The sequence below is a fragment of the Streptomyces sp. NPDC059582 genome, assembly GCF_042735715.1.
Taxonomy (GTDB): Bacteria; Actinomycetota; Actinomycetes; order Streptomycetales; family Streptomycetaceae; genus Streptomyces.
Genome location: NZ_JBHWCC010000045.1, coordinates 42,274 through 62,063, shown reverse-complemented (window position 1 = coordinate 62,063; position 19,790 = coordinate 42,274). Strand labels below are relative to the sequence as shown.

Here is a 19,790-nt window from a genome sequence, read left to right as displayed (position 1 = left end):
CTCACCCGCTCACTCGCTCACCCGCTCATCCGCTCATCCGCGTGAGCAACCCCGCGCGCCGATCCCCCTATTGGGCTGCCCCGCGCAGCCCGGCCCGGGCGAACTCGCGCATCCCCTCCTGGAATCCGACCTCGGCCTTCCAGCCCAGTTCGGCCCGCAGCCGGGCGGAGTCCGCGGTGATGTGGCGTACGTCGCCGAGGCGGTACTCGCCGGTGACGACCGGCTCGGGGCCGCCGTAGGCGATCGCGAGGGTCCGCGCCATCGCGCCGACGGTGTGCGGTTCACCGCTGCCGGTGTTGTACACGGTCAGCGTGCCCTCCCGGGGCGGTGCCGCCAGCGCCGCCACGTTGGCCGCGGCCACGTCCCGCACGTGCACGAAGTCCCGGCGCTGCGCGCCGTCCTCGTAGACGCGTGGCGCCTCGCCGCGGGCGAGCGCGGAGCGGAAGAAGGAGGCGACGCCGGCGTACGGGGTGTCGCGGGGCATCCGGGGCCCGTACACGTTGTGGTAGCGCAGCGACACGGCCGAGCCGTTCGTCGCGCGGGCCCACGCGGCTGCCAGGTGTTCCTGGGCGAGCTTGGTGGTCGCGTACACGTTGCGCGGGTCCACCGGCGCGTCCTCGCCGACCAGTCCCGGCGTCAGCGCGTCACCGCAGTGCGGGCACCGGGGTTCGAACCGGCCGGCCTCCAGGTCGGCGACGGCCCGCGGTCCCGGCCGCACCACCCCGTGCGTCTCGCAGAGGTAGCGCCCCTCCCCGTACACGACCATCGATCCGGCCAGCACGAGCCGCCGTACCCCCGCGCCGGCCATGGCGGTGAGCAGCACGGCGGTGCCGAGGTCGTTGCGGGAGACGTAGTCCGCGGCGTCGGCGAAACCGTCGCCCAGTCCGACCAGCGCCGCCTGATGGCACACGGCGTCCACCCCGGACAGCGCGCGGGCGACCGCCGCCGCGTCGCGGACATCAGCGCCCGGCTCCTCACGCACGTCGAACACGACGGCCTCGTGGCCGTGTTCCGCCAGCGCCTCGACGACATGGGACCCGATGAACCCGGCACCGCCGGTGACCAGTACACGCATGGCTCGCACGCTAGGTCCCGGACCGGCGCCGCTCCAGCGCCACGCCGGACACGTCACGGGTCCGTAAGACCCGCCGCGGCGGAGTCACCGGAGGTTCTTCAGGGGTCTCACAGGTCCTTGGCCTACCAGTCCAGGATGCGGGCGCCGATGACGGCCGGGGCGCCCGCCGAGCTGGTGGCCGTCGGCTCCCGGAAGGACGTCGAGGCGGCGGGCCGCACCCCGCGGGAAGGACTCCGGCGGACACTCGCGCAGTCCCACTCCCTGTGACAGGTCCGCGGGCACGGCCGTGGCCGTGGGATCAGCCGAAGCGGCCCGCCACGTAGTCCGCGGTGCGCGGGTCCTCGGGGGTGCCGAAGATCCGCTCGGTCGGCCCGTGTTCGACGATTCCGCCCGGGGTGCCGTGCTCGGCGAGGAAGAAGGCGCACCGCCGGGAGACACGGGCCGCCTGCTGCATGTTGTGGGTGACGATCACGATGGTCACGTCGCCGGCGAGTTCGTGGATCGTCTCCTCCACCCGGCGGGTGGAGGTGGGGTCGAGCGCCGAGCAGGGCTCGTCCATCAGCAGCACCCGGGGACGCACGGCGAGGGCGCGGGCGATGCACAGCCGCTGCTGCTGGCCGCCGGACAGCGCGCCGCCGGGCTGCCGCAGCCGGTCCCGGACCTCCTTCCACAGGCCGGCCCGGGTCAGGGACTCCTCCACCAGCTCGTCCTTCTCCCGGCGGTGCACCCGCGTACCCGTCAGCTTCAGACCCGCCACCACGTTGTCGTAGATCGACATGGCGGGGAACGGGTTCGGCTTCTGGAAGACCATGCCGATGCGCCGCCGGGCGTCCGTCAGCCGTCGCCCGGGCCCGTAGACGTCGTCGCCCTCGAAGAGGACCTCGCCCGCGAACTGCGCCGCCGGGATCAGCTCGTGCATCCGGTTGAGGGTGCGCAGGAACGTCGACTTGCCGCAGCCGGACGGGCCGATCAGGGCCGTCACCTCCCCGGCGGGCATGGTGAGGGAGACCCGGTCGAGGACCTTGCGGCTGCCGAACCAGGCCGAGACGGCCCGGGCCTCGATCGTCGCGGGAGCGAGGGCCTCCCCGGAGAGCGGGGACAGCGCGGGCAGCACGGCGGTGTCGGCGGTGTCGGCGGTGTCGGCGGGGGAGTTGATCGTGTCGGTCACGGCGGGTACCTCGGTTCGCGAGTTCACGGCGGAGCTCGAAGGACGGTCGTTCACAGGAGGTTGGGCAGGAGTTCGGTGGTGCGCGTGGCGACCTGGAGGCCCAGGACCGCGACGACCGGCGCGAAGACGATCCAGGTCTGGTGCCGGCCCCAGCGGTGCCACGCCCACACGGCGGCGACCGCGACGGCCAGCAGCGCCTGGAGCCACATCACCAGCGGCCAGGGCACCCCGGCGGGGCGGGCCAGCGGCTGTTCGGCGACCGGCAGCGTGCCGGAGCGGATGACGGCCGCCGGGGTCTGGAAGGGCGCGGAGACCAGGTCGGCGTCGATGCGCAGCAGACCGCCCGGCATGTAGTGGGGGCCGGTGGCGGTGATCAGGACCAGGCGGCCCTCGCCCGCGGCCACCGGGGCGGGCGCGGGGTCACCGGCCCGCCGGGCGCCGAGAACCTCGTACGTCGCCTTGCCCTGTCCGGTGACGACCGTGATCCTGTCGCCCTCGGTGAGCTCGTCCAGCCGCCCGAACGGTCCGCCGTACGCGGCGGCCCGGCCCAGCAGCACGCTGGTGCCGGACTGCCCGGGCATGGGGGTGTCCCGGCGGTGTCCGGGGCCGTCGGTCAGGACGGTGGAGTCGGTGCCTTCCAGGACCACCTGTTGGATGCCGAGGGAGGGGACCTTGAGCAGCGCGAGGGGAGTGCCGGGCGCGTGCAGATGTCCCTGCTGGTCGGTCTGGGCCACGGGGGCGGTGCCCAGGGCGAGTTGGTTGCGCAGCTGGTCGAACGCGGCCTGCTGCGCCGAGTGCTGCTGCGCGTCGCTGAGCAGCAGCAGCTGCACGACGATGCCGAGCAGCAGGGCGGCGACGCTCAGCAGCCCGCCCCGGGCGAGGTGGCGGACGGCGGTGACGCTCCGCACGCGCGACAGGACCTGGGCCGGTGCGAGGGGTGTCTGTACGGCGACCGTCACGGGGCCCGTCTCCTTCGCTGGAAGTGTGCTGGATGTGCTGGATGCGCTGAGGTGCGTGGTGGTGCGTGGTGGTGCGTGCCTGCCGGGAGGACCGCGGTGTCCGCGGCCTCCCCGGCAGGTCAGGCGGTGATCAACAGGGCGCTGATCAGGTGGACTTGATGGTGAAGTTCGCACCGTTGCGGGTGTTCACCGTGGTGGAGCCCGCGTAGTACGCGTGCAGGGTGTGCCGGGCGCGGCTCAGCTTCGGCAGGGTGATGGTCACCTTGCCGCCGCTCAGCGTGCCGGTCGCGATGATCCGGCTGCCCTCGTAGATGCGCACGGTGCCGCCGGGGGTCGTGCCGGTCGCGGTGACCCGGACGCCGACCTTGCCGCGGGCCGTGTGGCTGACCGAGACGGGCGCGGAGACGCTGACCGACGGCGTCGCCTTGGTGACCTTCAGCGAGAGGGAAGCCGAGGACGCGTTGAGCTTGCTGCTGCCGCTGTAGGAGACGGTCAGCGCGTGCGTGGCGACCTTGAGGTGCGTCGACAGGTTGATCGTCGCCTTGCCGGAGCTGTTCAGCGTCGCGGTGGCGAGGGTGGTGGCGCCCTCCTTCACCGTGACCTTGCCGGACGGGACGACCCCGTGCGTGCCGGTGATGGTGACGGAGACCCTGGGCGCCTTGCCGTAGGCGGTGGTCGCGACGCTCGTGTGCGTGGTGCTGGCGTAGCGGACCGCACCGGTCCAGGTGGCGCCCGCGCCCGTGCCGTTGAGGTTGGCGCCGGAGACGGTGGCCGTGTAGGTGCCGTTCGCCAGGCCGGCGAAGGTGTACGACGTGGTGGTGGCCGGGACGTCCTTGGTGGCCACGACGGCGCCGTCCGAGCCGGTCAGCGTGACCCGGTAGTCGGTGAGCGGCAGGCCGGTGGCGGCGGGCGCGGTCCAGCTGAGCTTGACGCTCGCGTCGCCGAGGGTGGTCTTCAGGACGGGCTTGGCCGGCACCGAGGTGTCGATGCCCGACTCCTCCAGGCCGCCGAGCTTGGCGTGCTTGGCCGGGTTGATCGAGCCGTTGTAGAGCTCGTTCACGAAGCCGAAGTCGGCGATGACCTTCTCGGCGGTGTCGGACGCCATCGCGGCGGTGTGGCTGCCGCTGGTGACGAAGACGTCGTAGAGGTCCTTGTCGAAGAAGACGCTGGTCGGGTCGATCGCGCGGGTCGGGACGACGTTGTAGACGTCGCGGCCGAAGGTCGCGTTCTCGTAGTAGCCGTTGACCGGGGCGAGCTTGCCGTTGACCGTCGTCACCGGGGTGGTGGGGCCGGTGTCACCGGGCAGCTGGACGCTGGCCAGGTGACCGCCCGCGGCGGCCGCGTGCTTGCTGTGGTCGGGGGCGACGTCGTTGTTCTGGGCGATCCAGCTGCCCACGGAGAACGGCACCAGCGCGCCGTCCTCGGTGATGACGTTGTCGGCCTGGTTCTCCTGGACGGTCGGGATGTCGGGGGAGATCGTGGCATCGGTGAGGCCGATGGCGCCCAGGAAGAACTTGCGCGTGCCGGAGCCGGCCTGCGGGATCTTCGGGTGCACGGTCTGACCCTCGAACACGGTGGTCGTGCCGGCGTAGATGTCGTGCAGGTCGTCGACGGTCAGGCTGTCCAGGGCGGAGCCCTTGACCGCGACACCGACGGCGTCCCGGGCGAACGGGATGTAGGTCAGCGTGGTGCCGGAGGTGCTCGGACCGCTGGAGGAACGCGCGAAGTCGACCTGACCCTTGATGGCGACGCCGGAGCTGTCCGGGTACTTGTCGCCGGTCAGCGCCTGGCTCAGCGCCAGACGGCCCTTGCCGGAGCCGTTCGGGCGCAGGAAGGACGGGCCGGCCTGGCGGGTCTGGATGGACGACGTGGTCGAGCCGGTCACGGGCTCGATCGCGTCGTAGGAGGCGATGCCCGCGCCGCTCTCGGACTTCACGGCCTTGTCGCTGTAGCTCGTGCCGTTCACCAAGTCACCGGCGAGCGCGTTGAGCACGTCCTGCGTGGTGTCGGAGCCCACGCCCACAAGCGTGCGGTAGCTGCCGGCGGGGGTGGGGTCGGCATACACCGGGCTCGCGAGAGCCAGGCCGCCGGCCACCACTGCTGCGGCGACCAGGGCCGCCGTAGAGCGCGTTCTGCGCATGGAGAGTCTCCTGATGATTGTGCGACGGGAGCCACCCCACTGCTCGGACGGAGCCGAGAGCTCGGGGAGGATCTGGCAGGGTGGTACGAGCCGTCCGCCCCGACTGCCTTTCGGGGCGGGCGGCCGTCTGTGGGGAGCCCGTGCGGGCTCCGGGGGTGTCACCGCGGCGGCAGGATCCTGCGCAGCCGCTCCGGCAGCGTGAAATCCGGTACGACGGTGACGGTGCGGCCTCCCGGCAACGGCATCCGCAGCGGCAGCCGCAGCCGGCGGCCGCCCGCGAAGGGCGCGCCCAGGGCGGCGGCGGCGCCGAGCGCGGCACCCACCGGGACGGCGTAGCGCAGGGAGTTCGCCGGGTCGGCGGGGGTGTCGCCGGCGGCCGTGGTCCGTACGGCCAGGCCACCGTCGTACGACGGCTTGCCGACGGGCGTGGCGTTCGTGCCGACTGTCGTGGCGCCGCCGTCCGTGGTGCCGTCGGTGATCCCGCCACCCGTGTCGCCGCCGGAACCGGACGTCCCGCCGTCGCCTTCGGCTCCGCCGGAGCCCGAGCCGGCCGGGGCGGTGTAGTCGGCCAGGGCGTCGGCGGCCTTCACCGCGTGCTGCCGCAGCGTCTTCGACAGCGGGGCGTAGCCGACCGGCAGGCGGCCCGGGTCGGCGCCGCTGACCTGGCCGGCGCCGGCCGCGTACCGCAGCAGCGCCGCGTAGTCCTGGCGGGCGTCGGCCTTCAGCGAGCCGGGCCGTGCGGCCGCGTAGACGAGCTGGGACAGCGGGTAGGCGCCCTTGGCGGTGGCCTTGCCCGGGTCGATCTCCGGGGCGCCGGCCCCGGACGCGCTCGCCGCGGCGGCGGTCAGGGAGGCGGTGGAGGGGGCGACGAAGCGTCCCGCCGCGTTGCGCAGCCGGGCGGTCTGCAGCCCGTAGCGGGCGGCGGACGCCGCGTCGGTCACGGTGATCATGAACCGGGAACCGACCGTCTGCGGGCCGGGGCTCTTGAACGCGGGCGGGTTGGCCAGCGCGTCCCAGCTCGACTTCCACAGGGTGTCCGCGCGCCGGGTGTGCAGGGCGCCGGCGTGCAGGTCGTCCACGTACGGGTGGAAGTCGATCATGCACTGCTGGAGGGTTGCGTCGGTGCCCGGCGGGATCGTGCACCAGGGGTCGTTCTTCGGGTAGTCGTCGGTGTGCGCCGGGTCGAAGGCGGTGTGGGTGGGGTTCAGGTCCGCGTTGGTGGCGTAGTACGGGTTCACCCGCATGCCCCAGTCGTCGGACACGCCGGCGAGGAACTGCCGGGCGTCCGTGTCGGACAGGACCCACTGCCACAGCGCGCGGGCGGTGTCGGTGTGACCGAGCGAGGTGACCAGGTCGGTGTCCGTGGCCGGGGTCTCGGCGACCGACAGATACGCGAACTGGGGGTTGAGCGCGATGAAGTCCGGGTCGCTCGCCAGGCCCGCCGGGTTGTTCTTGGCCCACCCGTACTTCTTGGCGGGGGTCCCGCCGAGCACCGCGCCCCAGGGGGAGTTGCGGTACGACTCGGTGAGCAGCTTGGCGACCAGGCGCGGGGTCAGGTCGATCGATTCGACCTTGGTGCCGGCCTGCTTGCGGATGTCCTCGGGCGCCCCGGCGCGGGGTCTGCGTTCGATCGTGAAGCCGATGACGGTCCCGGACAGCGCGACCGGCGCGTAGGTGGTGGTGCCGGGCGGGGCGGTCGAGCCCTCGTCGGCGCCCAGGGCGCGGGTGGTGAAGGCCAGTCCGGTGGAGCCGTCCGAGGCGAGCCGGGCGCGGGTGTCGGGCTCGCCGTACTCGGTGTAGCCGAAGACCTTGCCGGACGGGCACAGGGCCGCCTGCCAGCTGGTCATGGCGTCGGCGGCGAGCTCACTGCCGGTGGTGGGGCGCTCGTCGGAGCCCAGCGCGCAGTTGGTGCCGACCGAGTTGAAGTCGAGCTTGACCGCGATGCGGTTCTTCCAGTTGGTGGAGGAGACCGGGGAGCCCGCGTTGACGATGCTGTGGTCCGCGTACGGCTTGCCGTCGAGGTCGAGGTGGCCCTGCGGGACGATCACCAGCCAGCAGGAGCGGGGCTTGGTGACGCCACCGGTCTTGACCGGCATGCCGCAGCCGAGGTGCGGGGCCTCGTTGGCGGTCTGTACCTCGAAGTACTCCTTGCCGCTGCCGTCGGCGCTGGTGCGGGCGAAGTCGACCTCGTTGGTGGTGTTGCGGTTGAAGAAGGCGTTGTTCTGGGTTCCGCTGGTGATCAGCGTGCCGTCGACGGACTTGAAGGGGACCTCGCCGAGGCCGTTCACGCCGGCGGCGCCGTACCGGTCGTCCTGGCCGTAGTTGGTGGGGTCGGCGCTGTAGAAGACCTTGCGGGTGTCGTCGTACTCGTTGCCGGGCCAGCTGCCCCGGTCGGTGGTCGGGGAGGCGCCGTACTGGCACTGGGTGCGCGACGGGCCAGGGTTGGACGGCACGGTGCCGTCGTCGTCGCCCCAGCACTGCATGATCTGCACGAAGTCGGTGTTGAACAGCGTGCCCGCGAAGGTGCTCGGGGTGCCGTGCTCCCAGCTCACCGTGATCGCCTGGCTGGTGAGCCGCTTGGTCTGGCTCACCGTGAACTTCATGTCCTTGAACTCGCCGCGCCCGGAGACGGTGACGGCGGAGGCCGGGGCGTCCGCGGCGGTGGCGCTGGGCGCCGACTGGGCGACGGCGAGTCCGGCGAGGGCGCCGACCGCGGCGCCGGCGATCACCCGGACGAGGATGCCGCGCAGCCGCTTCATCGCGAACCCCCGTCTGCGACACGGTCGTCACGGCCGTCGGCACCACGCGTGCCGGTGATCAGCCGGGACACCAGCGAGGGCAGCAGCACCAGACCGAGCACCAGGAACGCGGCCAGCAGCATCAGCGTCTGCGTGCTGGTCCAGCCGTGCTCGGCGGCCACCGTGACCGGCTGGGCGAGGGCGATCGTGTCGTCGACGGAGGCGCCGCCGCCGGAACCGCCGGAGGCGTTGCCGCCGGGCGAGAGGGTCTGCCCGGTGTCGGGGTCGACGGACGGCTGTGCGCCGCCGGTCGTGCCGCCCGCGCCGGTCGTACCGCCGTCGCTCCCGCCCGAGGCGCCGCCCGAAGCCGCGCCGCCGGAGGCCGAGCCGCCGGACGTGCCGCCCGAACCACCGTTGGTGCCGTTGGACTTGGCGCCACCGCTGCCCGAGGTGCAGGGCGCGGCGCCCTGCTTGTCACAGGCCTTCGGGTAGGGCGCGGTCTCGGCGAGCTTGTTGTGACCGTCGGCGCTGAAGGTGGGGTTGTTGCAGCCCTTGAGGTTGACGTTCTTCGTCTGCACACCCGGGATCCTGCGGATCTGGTCGAAGCCCGCCTTCACCAGGTTGATCGGCAGCGGCGAGTAGCCGAGCTGGGGCGCCCGCTGCTGGCCCTGGCACATGAAGTAGTAGGAGAACGCGCCGAGCGTCTTGCCCTTGGCCTTGGTGAAGGTGCCCTGCACCTTCAGCGGCAGGATCATGTACGAGTAGCTGGACAGCGGGTAGTTGCGCTTGTCGGAGTCGGTGTACACACCGTTGAGCTGCTGCGTGAGGTAGTCCGCGGAGCTCTTGTTGGTGTTGATCTTCGCCTTGAGCAGCGACACCGCGACGTTCCGCGCGGTGGGCTCGGTGTAGTAGCCCGCGTGGTTGAGGACCTTGGCGACCGGGTAGTGCGCGTTGAGCGCGTACGAGTAGTTGACGTACCCGATCGCGCCCTCACCGTAGTTCTGGGACACGTATCCCGCCACGCCGAGGTCGCCGGACTGGGCGATCATGTTCGTTTTTTTCGGGGTCGGGTAGTTCGACGTCTGTCCGCAGGCCTTGGCGCGGCCGACCTTGCGGCAGTAGGCCTGCCACAGCGACTTGTGCTGGTCGGCCATCCACATCGTGAACTGGGCCGTGGAGCCGGAGCCGTCCGAGCGCACCACCGGGACGATGGTGCGGTGCGGCAGCTGTACACCCGGGTTGTCGGCCTTGATCACCGGGTCGTCCCAGCTCTTGACGGCGCCGGTGAAGATCTTGGTGACGACGTCGCCGGAGAGCCGCAGGTTGTTCACCCGCTTGCCGTTGACCGTCAGGTGGTACATGAAGACGGTGCCACCGGCCACGATCGGCATGTACGCGTACGACCCCGCGCCCGGCCGTTCGGCCGCCGAGCCGTCCGTCGGGTGGGTCTGGAACGGGATGTCGGAGACCGCGAAGTCGACGGTGCCGCTGAGGAACTGCCGGCGGCCGTCGGACGATCCGTTTCCGGCGTACGAGATCCGCATGCCGTACTGGTTGACGGCCCGGCGCCACTCGGCGACGGCGTTCTCCGCCCAGGTGGAGCCTGCTCCGGAGATCGGCGTGTAGCTGTCGGCCGCGGCGGGCGCGGCCAGCGGGCCGGCCAGCAGCGCGGCGAGCACGCCGAACACCGCGCCGAGGGTCGCCGTCGCGCGCAGGCGGCGCAGACGGGGGATGAGGTGGCTGAGCATCAGTCGGTCTCTCCGGTGTCCTCTACGGGGGTGTGTCCGGGGGCGGGTCGGGTGAGGGCGGGGGTGGTGTGGCTCATGTCGTGGTCGCCGACGGCGAGACGGGCAAAGCCCCCGGGGGCCGGGAGTCCTGCACGTCGGTGGAGTTCCCGTGGTGGGAGGGGTCGTCGTCGCGCAGTCCGGCGAATCGGGCGGCGTCGAGGCGCGAGCCTCGGGCGGCCCGGCGCGCCTGGCGCCGGCTCTGGTGGCCGGGCCCGCGTCCGCCGATGACCCGGGCGATCACGAACAGCACCAGCACCTGCGCCATCAGCACCGTGGCCGCGGCGAACCCGCGGGCGATCATCGCCGGCTCGGGCGACTTGACGAAGTTGAAGACCGCGAGGGGCAGCGAGATCATCGGCCCGATCGTCGGGTCGGCGTTCAGCGCGGCGGTGAACCCCGCGGTGAGCAGGACGGGCGAGGTCTCGCCGATGCCCCGGGCGGTACCGAGGATGACCGCGGTGGCGAGGCCGGAACGGGCCGTCGGCAGCACCACGTGCCACACCGTCCGCCAGCGTGGCGCGCCCAGCGCCGCCGCGGCCTCGGTCAGCGTGCCTGGCACCAGCCGCAGAACCACGTCCGCCGCACGGATCACGATCGGCAGCATCATCACGCTGATCGCGAGGCTCGCCGCCAGACCCGACTTCTGCATGCCGAGGCTGAGGATGAAGACCGCGAACACCGTCAGACCGGCCACGATCGACGGCAGCGCGGTCATCGCCTCGACGATGGTGCGGACGAACCGGGAGAAGCGGCCCGGAATCTGGTTGAGGTAGACGGCGCTGGCGAGGCCGAGCGGGACGGTGATCGCGAGAGCGATCGTGATCATGATCAGCGAGCCGAGCATCGCGTGGGTGATGCCGCCGCTGGTGAGCGGGTCGAGCGGGCCGGTCGCCTGCATGTCCTGGGTGAAGAAGTTGGCGTGCGGCAGGGCCTCGCGCCCGCGCCAGGCGGTGAACCCGACGACGAGGACGAGCCCCGAGAACAGCAGCAGCGCCGCCGTCCACAGCACGACGGTCATCACGCGGTCCCATACGGCCTGACGGTTCTCCTCCAGCCCGACGAGCACGGCGTAGACGAGGAGGGACGACAGATACGCGACGATGGTGAAGCCCAACGCGCCGGACAGCGGCGCGAGTTCACCGAACAGCAGCACGGTCACGCACAGTCCCGAGAGGGCGGCGCCGCACAGCGACAGAATCCCGGAACGGGTGGGACCCCCGACACGCCGGGGCAGGTCGGGGAGTTCGACGACTCCGGGGGTCAGGCCGGCACCGAGCGGGACCGCTGCGGCAGGCGTGAGCTGGGACTCTTCCACGATGGTCATGTCAGGCCTCTCAGACGTCGCTCTGGGCGCCGGAGCGGGAGCGGGCCGCGATGGAGGAGGCGGTGAAGTTGACCGCCAGTGTCAGCAGGAACAGGGTCAGGCCCGCCGCCATCAGCGCCGACATGCCGAAGGGGGACGCGTCGCCGTAGTGCAGGGCGATCAGCGAGGAGACCGAGTTGGAACCGGTCTGGAGGATGTGCGGCTGGATGACGAAGACCGGCGAGATGATCAGATAGACGGCGATCGTCTCGCCGAGTGCCCGGCCGAGGCCCAGCATCGTGCCGCCGATGATGCCGCCCTTGCCGTACGGGAGGACGACCGCGCGGATCATCCCCCAGCGGGTGGCGCCGAGCGCGTACGCCCCTTCCCGCTCGCCCGCCGGGGCCTGCGCGAACACCTCGCGCATCACCGAGCACTGGATCGGCGTGACCATCAGCGCGACGACGATCCCGGCGATGAAGGTGGAGGCGGTGTAGACGCTCTCGGTGGCGAGCGGGTCGCCGGGATGGGTGCCGTCCACAGTGAACAGAGGAATCCAGCCGAGCCAGTCGGAGAGCCACCGGGACAGTCCGATCACGTGCTGCTGGAGGAAGAACAGCCCCCAGAGCCCGTAGACCACCGAGGGTACGGCGGCCATCAGGTCGACCAGGGTGATGAGGGTGTAGCGCAGCCTGCGTGGTGCCACGTCCGAGATGAACAGCGCGGTGCCGATGGCCAGCGGCACCGACAGGGCCACGGCCACGAGAGCGATCAGGAGCGTGCCGGTGATGATGGCCGCGATGCCGAACTGGTGGACGTCCGGCTGCCATTCCTCGGTGGTGAGAAAGGACGGCCCCATCACGCGCAGCGCCTGACCGGCCTTCAGCAGCAGGAACAGGCCGACGCCCGCCATCAGGGCGAGCACCGCGACGCCGGCAGCCGTCAACTGGACCTGGAAGACCCGGTCACCGAACCCTCGCCCGGCAGCGGGCCGCCGGGGAACGTCGTCCGCGGCCTCCGGCCCCGTCACCTCGGGCATTTCGGATTCGGGCCGGTCGGATTCGGGCCAGTCGGACACCCCGGGTCTGTCCGGTTCGGGTCTGTCGGACTCTTTCTGACCGGACTCCACGTACGTACGCCCCTCACCCGGAACACGGCTCTCCCCATGTGGCGCCGAGCGGCAGCCACGAGGGGAGAGTCAATGGCCGGATCCTGTCGTTCCGAAGCGTCGATTGTGGATGCGACGTGAATGATTCAAGTCAATTGAGTGGTGGGGTTGTGGAGACGCATGACGTTCCCGTCCGCGCCCGCGCTCTCCCCGGTGGGGGTGCGGGTCCTCGCTCACTACGATGGACGGTCGTCGAGACGCACGACGGGCGGGAGGCGTACGGCGCGCGGGGGCAGGGAGGCAGCGTGATGGAGCGGGACGAGGTCGACAAAGGCGGCAACGGCGACCGGGGCGACAGGAAGCAGCCGGCCGTACCCGGACGCAGGCGCGGACAGGGCGAGTTGGAGGCCCAGGTGCTGTCCGCGCTGCAGACGGCGCCGGAACCCGTGCCGGCGGGCTGGGTGCGCGAACGACTCGGCGGCACCCTCGCCTACACCACTGTCGTGACGATCCTGACCCGGCTTCAGGCCAAGGGCGCGGTCACCCGGCAGCGGGCGGGCCGGTCGTTCGCCTGGACGGCGGCCGCGGACGAGGCCGGACTCGCCGCCCATCGCATGCGCCGCGTCCTGGACAGCGAGGCCGACCGCGGGGCGGTACTGGCGAGCTTCGTCTCCGGCCTCCCGCCCGGGGACGAGGAACTGCTGCGCAGGCTGCTCCAGGAGACGGCCGAGGACGAGCGCGGCGACCGGGGTCATCGAGACGACCGGGGCGACCACGACCACGACCACGGGGGCCGCCGGGACGACCGGCGCGGGCCGGGTCCGGGCCGGGCGGGCTGAGCCGCGAGTGTGTTCGTCCTCCTCCCGCTCGCTCTCCTCGTCCCGCTCGCTCTCCTCGTCCCCCTCGCTCTCGTCGCTCTCCTCGTCCCCCTCGCTCTCCTCGTCCCCCTCGAAGAAGTCACCGATCTCGTCGACGACCTCGGCCGCGACCAGCCCGCCGACGAAACCGGAAGGCGATCGAGCAGTATCGGAGAAGCGCCGGTCACCGGAGCACGCCTAGCCTGGCTGCCGTGGCCGGCCCCTCGGCGAGGGCCGACCAGGTAGACAGTGGACCGTCGCCGCGACGAGCGATCGCGCCGACGGAGGACGACCGGACGTACCGTTCCGCCGGAGGGAGACCGCGAAGGCGGCCCCGCTCTCACAGATGGAGACACGATGAGCAAGGCCCGGAGGCCGGACACGCGGTCGCCTGAGCTGCACGGTGCCGACAGCCACGATCTGATCCGTGTGCACGGCGCGCGCGAGAACAACCTCAAGGACGTCAGTGTCGAGATCCCGAAGCGCCGGCTGACGGTGTTCACCGGTGTCTCCGGGTCGGGCAAGAGCTCGCTGGTGTTCGACACGATCGCCGCGGAGTCGCAGCGGCTGATCAACGAGACGTACAGCGCCTTCGTGCAGGGCTTCATGCCGACGCTGGCGCGGCCCGAGGTCGACGTGCTCGACGGCCTGACGACCGCGATCATCGTCGACCAGCAGCGGATCGGCGCCGACCCCCGCTCCACGGTCGGCACCGTCACCGACGCCAACGCGATGCTGCGCATCCTCTTCAGCCGGCTCGGACAGCCGCACATCGGCTCGCCCAAGGCGTTCTCCTTCAACGTCGCCTCGATCAGCGGAGCGGGCGCGGTCACCGTGGAACGCGGCGGGCAGAAGGTGAAGGAGCGGCGCTCCTTCAGCATCACCGGCGGGATGTGCCCGCGCTGCGAGGGCCGGGGCTCGGTCACCGACATCGACCTCACCCAGCTCTACGACGACTCCAAGTCGCTCAACGAGGACGCGCTCAGCATCCCGGGCTACAAGTCCGGCGGCTGGAACTACCGGCTCTACACCGAGTCGGGCCTCGTCGACCCGGACAAGCCGATCCGCAAGTACACCAAGAAGGAACTGCACGCCTTCCTGTACCTCGAACCGACCCGGATGAAGATCGCGGGCATCAACATGACCTACGAGGGGCTGATCCCGCGGGTCCAGAAGTCGATGCTCGCCAAGGACAAGGAGGCGATGCAGCCGCACATCCGGGCGTTCGTGGAGCGCGCGGTCACCTTCACCGTCTGCCCCGACTGCGAGGGCACCCGGCTCACCGACGCGGCCCGCTCGTCGAAGATCGCGGGGATCAGCATCGCGGACGCCTGCGCGATGCAGATCAGCGACCTGGCCGCCTGGGTGCGCGGCCTCGACGAGTCGTCGGTGGCGCCGCTGCTCGCGTCTCTCCAGCAGACCCTGGAGTCGTTCGTGGAGATCGGCCTCGGCTATCTCTCGCTGGACCGGCCCGCGGGCACGCTGTCCGGCGGTGAGGCACAGCGCGTCAAGATGATCCGCCACCTCGGCTCCTCGCTCACCGACGTCACGTACGTCTTCGACGAGCCCACCATCGGCCTGCACCCGCACGACATCCAGCGCATGAACGACCTGCTGCTGCGGCTGCGGGACAAGGGCAACACGGTGCTGGTCGTGGAGCACAAGCCGGAGACGATCGCGATCGCCGACCATGTCGTCGACCTCGGCCCCGGTGCCGGTGCGGCGGGCGGCACCGTGTGCTTCGAGGGCACCGTCGAGGGCCTGCGGGCGGGCGGCACCGTCACCGGCCGGCACTTCGACGACCGTGCCGCGCTCAAGGAGACGGTGCGCAAGCCCACCGGCACGCTGGAGATCCGCGGCGCGACGGCGCACAACCTCCAGGACGTCGACGTCGACATCCCGCTCGGCGTGCTCGCCGTCGTCACCGGCGTCGCCGGCTCCGGCAAGAGCTCGCTCGTGCACGGGTCGATCCCGGCCGACGCGCAGGTGATCTCGGTCGACCAGACCCCGATCCGCGGCTCGCGGCGGAGCAACCCGGCGACGTACACCGGACTGCTCGAACCGATCCGCAAGGCCTTCGCCAAGGTCAACGGCGTGAAGCCCGCGCTGTTCAGCGCCAACTCCGAGGGCGCCTGCCCCACCTGCAACGGCGCCGGCGTCGTCTACACCGACCTGGCGATGATGGCGGGCGTCGCCACCACCTGCGAGGAGTGCGAGGGCAAGCGGTTCCAGGCGGCGGTGCTGGACTACCACCTCGGTGGCCGTGACATCAGCGAGGTCCTCGCCATGTCGGTGACCGAGGCCGAGGAGTTCTTCGGCAGCGGCGAGGCACGCACACCGGCCGCCCACGCCATCCTCGACCGGCTCGCCGACGTCGGGCTCGGCTACCTCACCCTCGGACAGCCGCTCACCACGCTGTCCGGCGGCGAACGGCAACGGCTCAAGCTGGCCACCCGCATGGGCGACAAGGGCGGCGTCTACGTCCTCGACGAGCCGACCACCGGCCTGCACCTCGCCGATGTCGAGCAGTTGCTCGGCCTGCTCGACCGCCTCGTGGACGCCGGCAAGTCGGTCATCGTCGTCGAGCACCACCAGGCGGTCATGGCGCACGCCGACTGGATCATCGACCTCGGTCCCGGCGCGGGCCACGACGGCGGCCGGATCGTCTTCGAGGGCACACCGGCCGATCTCGTCGCCGCTCGCTCCACCCTCACCGGCGAACACCTCGCGGCCTACGTCCGCGCCTGACCGGGCCGGCTCGCGGCATCCCCGGGGACGGTGACCCGGGGATGCCGGCGGCACGACGGAGGAACGGCGGCAGCCGGCACCGGGCCCGGGCTCGGCGCGGGGTTCGGCTCGGCGCCGGGTTCAGCGTGGAACAGCTTGGTTCGGCTCGGCTCGGCCTGACTCGGCCCCCCGGACGAACAGGACACAGGAAGCACGAGCATGGCGAGTGTGACGAGCAGGGCAGGTGTGGCGCAGGTCACGGGAAGTCGGCGTGGGGTGCCGGACAGCTCATTGAGGTGAGCACTCATCTGCGTACCCGGGTACGGGCCGGGGAATCGAGCGCGTTCGCGGAGCTCTTCGACAGCTACGCCCGCGCGGTCTACAACCATGCCTTTCGGCTGACCGCCGACTGGTCGACGGCCGAGGACGTGATGGCGGCGACCTTCATGGAGGCATGGCGGCTCCGTGACAGGGTCGACCCCGAGGGCGGCTCCCTGCGGCCCTGGCTGCTGGGCATCGCCACCAACACGGCGCGCAACCAGTACCGGAGCAACCGGCGCTACCGGGCGGCGGCCAACGCCGCCGCGGCGGCCGAACTCTCGGTGGCCGACCATGCCGACGAGGTCGCCGACCGGGTCGACGACCGGCGGCGGCTCGCGACGGCGCTCACCGCGCTCGCCGCGCTGCGCCGGCCGGAACGCGAGGTCATCACGCTCTGCCTGGGCGAGGGCCTGGACTACGAGGCCGCGGCAAAAGCCCTCGGGATCCCCGTCGGCACGGTCGCCTCCAGGCTCTCCCGGGCCCGCAAGAAGCTGCGTGCGCTGGCCGAGGCCGAGGCGGCGCGCCCGGCCGCCGCGACGGTCCGCCCGGCTCCCGGAAGGCCGCCGCGAAAAGTGCGCGGGATTCGGGAAGGCGGCTTCGTCGCCCGACAGATAAGAGGCGATCACACCAACGCGATCCGGCCCGCGCAGGAAGGAAACCGATGAACGCGAACACGTCCCGGCAGAACCCGGCCGAGTGGGATGAGAGCGCAGAGCTCCTGTCCCGGACGGCACGCGACCTGCCGACGGGCCGTCACCAGTTCCACAAGGAGCGTCTGATGGCCCAGATCCACGACACACGGCAGGCGGAGCGCACGGCGAAGGCGGCCCCCACGCAGGCACGGCGACTGCGGCTGCCGCGCCCGGCGATCGCGCTGCCCGCGATGGCCGCCGTCCTGGCGACAGCGGTCGTCGCCGGGATCGTGACGTCCGGCGGTGGCGAGGACGGCGGCCTCGCCACCGGCCCGGCACTGACCACGCAGATCGGCACCGCGACCACCGCCGGCGTCCCCCAGCTGCTCGACCAGATCTCGCTGGCGGCCGCCGACACGTCCCACCCGGCCGTCAAGCCCGGCCAGTACATCTACATCGAGTCGAAGTCCGCCGACACCTTCGTGAAGACCGACGGCGACAAGAGCACCGTGGCCAGCCATGTCGTGCACCGCCGCCAGGTGTGGAAGTCGCCGGACGGCACCAAGGGCTGGCTGATCGACCCGGCGGTCAACGACAGCGCCGAGGGCGAGACCCTGAGCCTGCCCGACGAGCAGGGCAACACGCCTGAGGCGTTCCTGAACAATCCGTCGTACGACTACCTGACCAAGCTCACCACCGACCCCGACGAACTGCTCGCCAAGATCTACAAGGAGACGAAGGGGCACGGCAACTCCGCCGACCAGGAGGCGTTCACCACCATCGGGGACCTGCTCGGGGAGAGCTACCCGCCCGCCGAGCTCTACGCGGCGCTGTTCAAGGCCGCCGAGAAGATCCCCGGCGTGGTCGTCGTCCAGGACGCGGTGGACGCGGCGGGTCGGCACGGCGTCGCGGTGGCCCGGCTCGACGAGACCAGCGGCGAGCGCGAGGAATGGATCTTCGACCGGAAGACCCATGTCTATCTCGGCACGCGCAGCGTCCAGATACGGGAGAACAGCGGTGAGGACGCCCTGATCAAGCCCGGCACGGTGACCTACACCAGCGCCATCCTGAACCGGGCCATCGTCGACGGAATGAAGCAGACCCCGTCGCAGGCCGGCTGACGCGTCCGCGTCTCCCCCGGCAGGGACGACGCCGAACCCCCGGGTCCAGGGGACCCGGGGGTTTCACGTGAAACATCCGAGACACGCACTCCCGTACCGTTCCGTGACGTTCCATGGAGCCCCGAGCCTTTCCGTCCCTTTTCGCCCCCTTCCGTTCCACGCCGACGCAGGCGGAGTGGGCATCGAGTTGGGCGCTGGGTGAAACCCCACCGAGAGATCAACGACCGGACAGGCGACCCCGGTTGGACACGCGCGCGGTCCCCACTGAGTTGATCAAGAACATGGTAAGAACCACGCGCCACGTGTCCCCTCGCCTACAACCTTGCGTCTCGGCGGGCCGTCCAACTCGCGCCCGGTACTGCTCAAGGTGCCGGGGTCTCTTCTGTCGCATGTGGGGGATGTCATGAGTTCTGTCTCCGTCGGGCGGGTGCTGCGTCGCGGGGCCCGGGCCGGAGCCGTGGGGGCGTTGGTCCTCGCCGGTCTCGGGAGCGGGGTCGCCGTCGCCGACGACGAGCCGCAGAGCGACCAGTTGTGGGTCCAGGCGCCGTACGACCATGCGGCCACCGTCGCTCCGGACGGGGGGATCGCCCAGTACCGGTCGCTGGCGCTCGGCCTGTACCACGACAACAGCAACTTCACCGTGACCGACGGCCGCCTGACCGTCGACGTCTCCGGGCTCGCCGGCGTCGCCGAGGTGGCCTGGCCCGACAACTGCGCGCCGAACGACGCCGGCACCGTCGCCGTGTGCGACACCGGCGACGTGCCGACCCGCTACAGCCCGCAGGTGCAGCTGAAGGTGCGGGCCGCCGCCGGCGCCGCCGTGGGAGCGCAGGGTGCGATCCAGTACTCCGCCGAGGCCACCGGCGGACCCGACGGCACGCTCGTCGCCCCGCAGGGCGCCGAGACCTCCGTCACCGTCGCCTCCGGCCCGGACCTCGGCGTCAGCGCCCCGCGGGACGTCACCGGCGTCGCGCCCGGCACCGGCCTCACCGTGCCGTTCACCGTCACCAACACCGGCAACGAGACCGCTCACGGCTTCAGCGTGAGGATGTGGGCGACGTACGGCCTCGACGTCACCACCCGCTACCCGCAGTGCACCTACACCGGGCCGGACGACAACGGCGTGTACATGGCCATGACGTACGCGACCTGTTCCTTCGACACCGAGGTCGCGCCCGGCGCCACCGTGGAGCTGCCGGAGCCGCTGCGGCTCGCCGTCACCGACCACGCGCTGTACGACCGGTTCGACTACGAGATCGAGCCCGGTGGCGACGTCACCGACCTCGACAGCTCGGACAACAGCCGCTCCTGGCACATCGACGCCGACAACACCGCCGACTTCGCCGTGCGCGGCACCACGGTGAGCGGCGCGGCCGGCGACACCGTCACCGCCGCCTTCCGCTTCGTCAACCGCGGCCCGGCCTGGGTCGGCAACGTCAGCTCCGGCGACCCGGTCGCCGTGATCGACTTCTACCTGCCGGAAGGCACCACCGCCACGTCCGTACCCGCCACCTGCCGCAACGCCTGGACCTCGGGCGACGACCCGGCCATCGGCCACTACGCCTGCACCCTGCCGATGTGGGCCAAGCCGGACCTGAAGGTCAGGTTCCCGTTCCAGCTGCACGTGGACCGGGTCGTCCCCGACGCGACGGGCCGCGTCGTCGCCCGGCCCGACTACGGCACGTCCTTCGCCTTCGACCCTAAGAGCAGGAACAACTCGGCCAAGGTGATCCTCAACCCGTCCGCCTGACCACGACGAGGCGTACACACCGCACCGAAGAAGCCCCCGGGTCATCGACCTGGGGGCTTCCCAGTGCCCTGCCGCCGTGTGCCACACGGCGATCGGTGGCCGGC

Annotated in this window: 14 protein-coding genes; 6 read left to right on the top strand and 8 right to left on the bottom strand. The window is 71.6% G+C overall.

Features of this window, described 5'->3' with window-relative positions; translation table 11 throughout:
- Window positions 1–67: 67 nt before the first annotated feature.
- Complete coding sequence (locus ACFV0T_RS31110) at window positions 68–1,075, bottom strand: NAD-dependent epimerase/dehydratase family protein (protein WP_385786324.1); 1,008 nt, start codon at window positions 1,073–1,075, stop codon at window positions 68–70.
- 135 nt (window positions 1,076–1,210) lie between these two features.
- Here ACFV0T_RS31110 and ACFV0T_RS31105 point away from each other — a divergent pair, with 135 nt between their 5' ends.
- Window positions 1,211–1,342 carry a hypothetical protein gene (locus ACFV0T_RS31105; RefSeq protein WP_385786322.1) on the top strand — a complete coding sequence of 44 codons (132 nt, stop codon included), beginning with the start codon at window positions 1,211–1,213 and terminating at the stop codon, window positions 1,340–1,342.
- A 31-nt stretch (window positions 1,343–1,373) separates the two neighbouring features.
- Here ACFV0T_RS31105 and ACFV0T_RS31100 read toward each other — a convergent pair whose 3' ends face one another.
- The 7 genes from ACFV0T_RS31100 to pstC form a co-directional block, all read right to left on the bottom strand.
- Window positions 1,374–2,138 carry a phosphate ABC transporter ATP-binding protein gene (locus tag ACFV0T_RS31100; protein WP_385786381.1) on the bottom strand — a complete coding sequence of 255 codons (765 nt, stop codon included), beginning with the start codon at window positions 2,136–2,138 and terminating at the stop codon, window positions 1,374–1,376.
- Window positions 2,139–2,293: 155 nt separating this feature from the next.
- Entirely contained in the window at window positions 2,294–3,202 is a 909-nt protein-coding gene (locus ACFV0T_RS31095; protein WP_385786320.1) for a sortase, read from the bottom strand.
- 145 nt (window positions 3,203–3,347) lie between these two features.
- The gene (locus ACFV0T_RS31090) at window positions 3,348–5,342 is read right to left on the bottom strand and encodes an Ig-like domain repeat protein (RefSeq protein WP_385786317.1); all 1,995 of its coding nucleotides are present in this window, start codon (window positions 5,340–5,342) and stop codon (window positions 3,348–3,350) included.
- A 158-nt stretch (window positions 5,343–5,500) separates the two neighbouring features.
- Window positions 5,501–8,101: a hypothetical protein gene (locus tag ACFV0T_RS31085; RefSeq protein ID WP_385786314.1), complete on the bottom strand. Its 2,601-nt coding sequence runs from the start codon at window positions 8,099–8,101 to the stop codon at window positions 5,501–5,503.
- On the bottom strand, window positions 8,098–9,828 hold the full coding sequence (gene pstS, locus ACFV0T_RS31080) for a phosphate ABC transporter substrate-binding protein PstS (protein WP_385786311.1): 1,731 nt from the start codon (window positions 9,826–9,828) through the stop codon (window positions 8,098–8,100). Before pstS ends, ACFV0T_RS31085 begins: the two co-directional genes overlap by 4 nt.
- 73 nt (window positions 9,829–9,901) lie before the next feature.
- Window positions 9,902–11,191, bottom strand: a complete 1,290-nt coding sequence (gene pstA, locus ACFV0T_RS31075; protein WP_385786308.1) for a phosphate ABC transporter permease PstA — start codon at window positions 11,189–11,191, stop codon at window positions 9,902–9,904.
- Window positions 11,192–11,201: 10 nt separating this feature from the next.
- Window positions 11,202–12,209 carry a phosphate ABC transporter permease subunit PstC gene (gene pstC / locus ACFV0T_RS31070; protein WP_385786305.1) on the bottom strand — a complete coding sequence of 336 codons (1,008 nt, stop codon included), beginning with the start codon at window positions 12,207–12,209 and terminating at the stop codon, window positions 11,202–11,204.
- Window positions 12,210–12,586: 377 nt separating this feature from the next.
- On the opposite strand from pstC, the gene ACFV0T_RS31065 reads away from it, so the two are divergent.
- The 5 genes from ACFV0T_RS31065 to ACFV0T_RS31045 all read left to right on the top strand — a co-directional run bounded on the left by ACFV0T_RS31065 (window position 12,587) and on the right by ACFV0T_RS31045 (window position 19,686).
- Window positions 12,587–13,117, top strand: coding sequence for a BlaI/MecI/CopY family transcriptional regulator (locus ACFV0T_RS31065; RefSeq protein ID WP_385786302.1), 531 nt, complete (start codon window positions 12,587–12,589; stop codon window positions 13,115–13,117).
- A 375-nt stretch (window positions 13,118–13,492) separates the two neighbouring features.
- Window positions 13,493–15,883 carry an ATP-binding cassette domain-containing protein gene (locus tag ACFV0T_RS31060; RefSeq protein ID WP_385786299.1) on the top strand — a complete coding sequence of 797 codons (2,391 nt, stop codon included), beginning with the start codon at window positions 13,493–13,495 and terminating at the stop codon, window positions 15,881–15,883.
- Between the two features lie 275 nt (window positions 15,884–16,158).
- Window positions 16,159–16,848, top strand: a complete 690-nt coding sequence (locus ACFV0T_RS31055; protein ID WP_385786296.1) for an RNA polymerase sigma factor — start codon at window positions 16,159–16,161, stop codon at window positions 16,846–16,848.
- Window positions 16,845–17,936, top strand: a complete 1,092-nt coding sequence (locus ACFV0T_RS31050; RefSeq protein WP_385786294.1) for a CU044_5270 family protein — start codon at window positions 16,845–16,847, stop codon at window positions 17,934–17,936. Before ACFV0T_RS31055 ends, ACFV0T_RS31050 begins: the two co-directional genes overlap by 4 nt.
- Window positions 17,937–18,339: 403 nt before the next feature.
- Window positions 18,340–19,686 carry a hypothetical protein gene (locus ACFV0T_RS31045; RefSeq protein WP_385786291.1) on the top strand — a complete coding sequence of 449 codons (1,347 nt, stop codon included), beginning with the start codon at window positions 18,340–18,342 and terminating at the stop codon, window positions 19,684–19,686.
- Window positions 19,687–19,790: the final 104 nt, after the last annotated feature.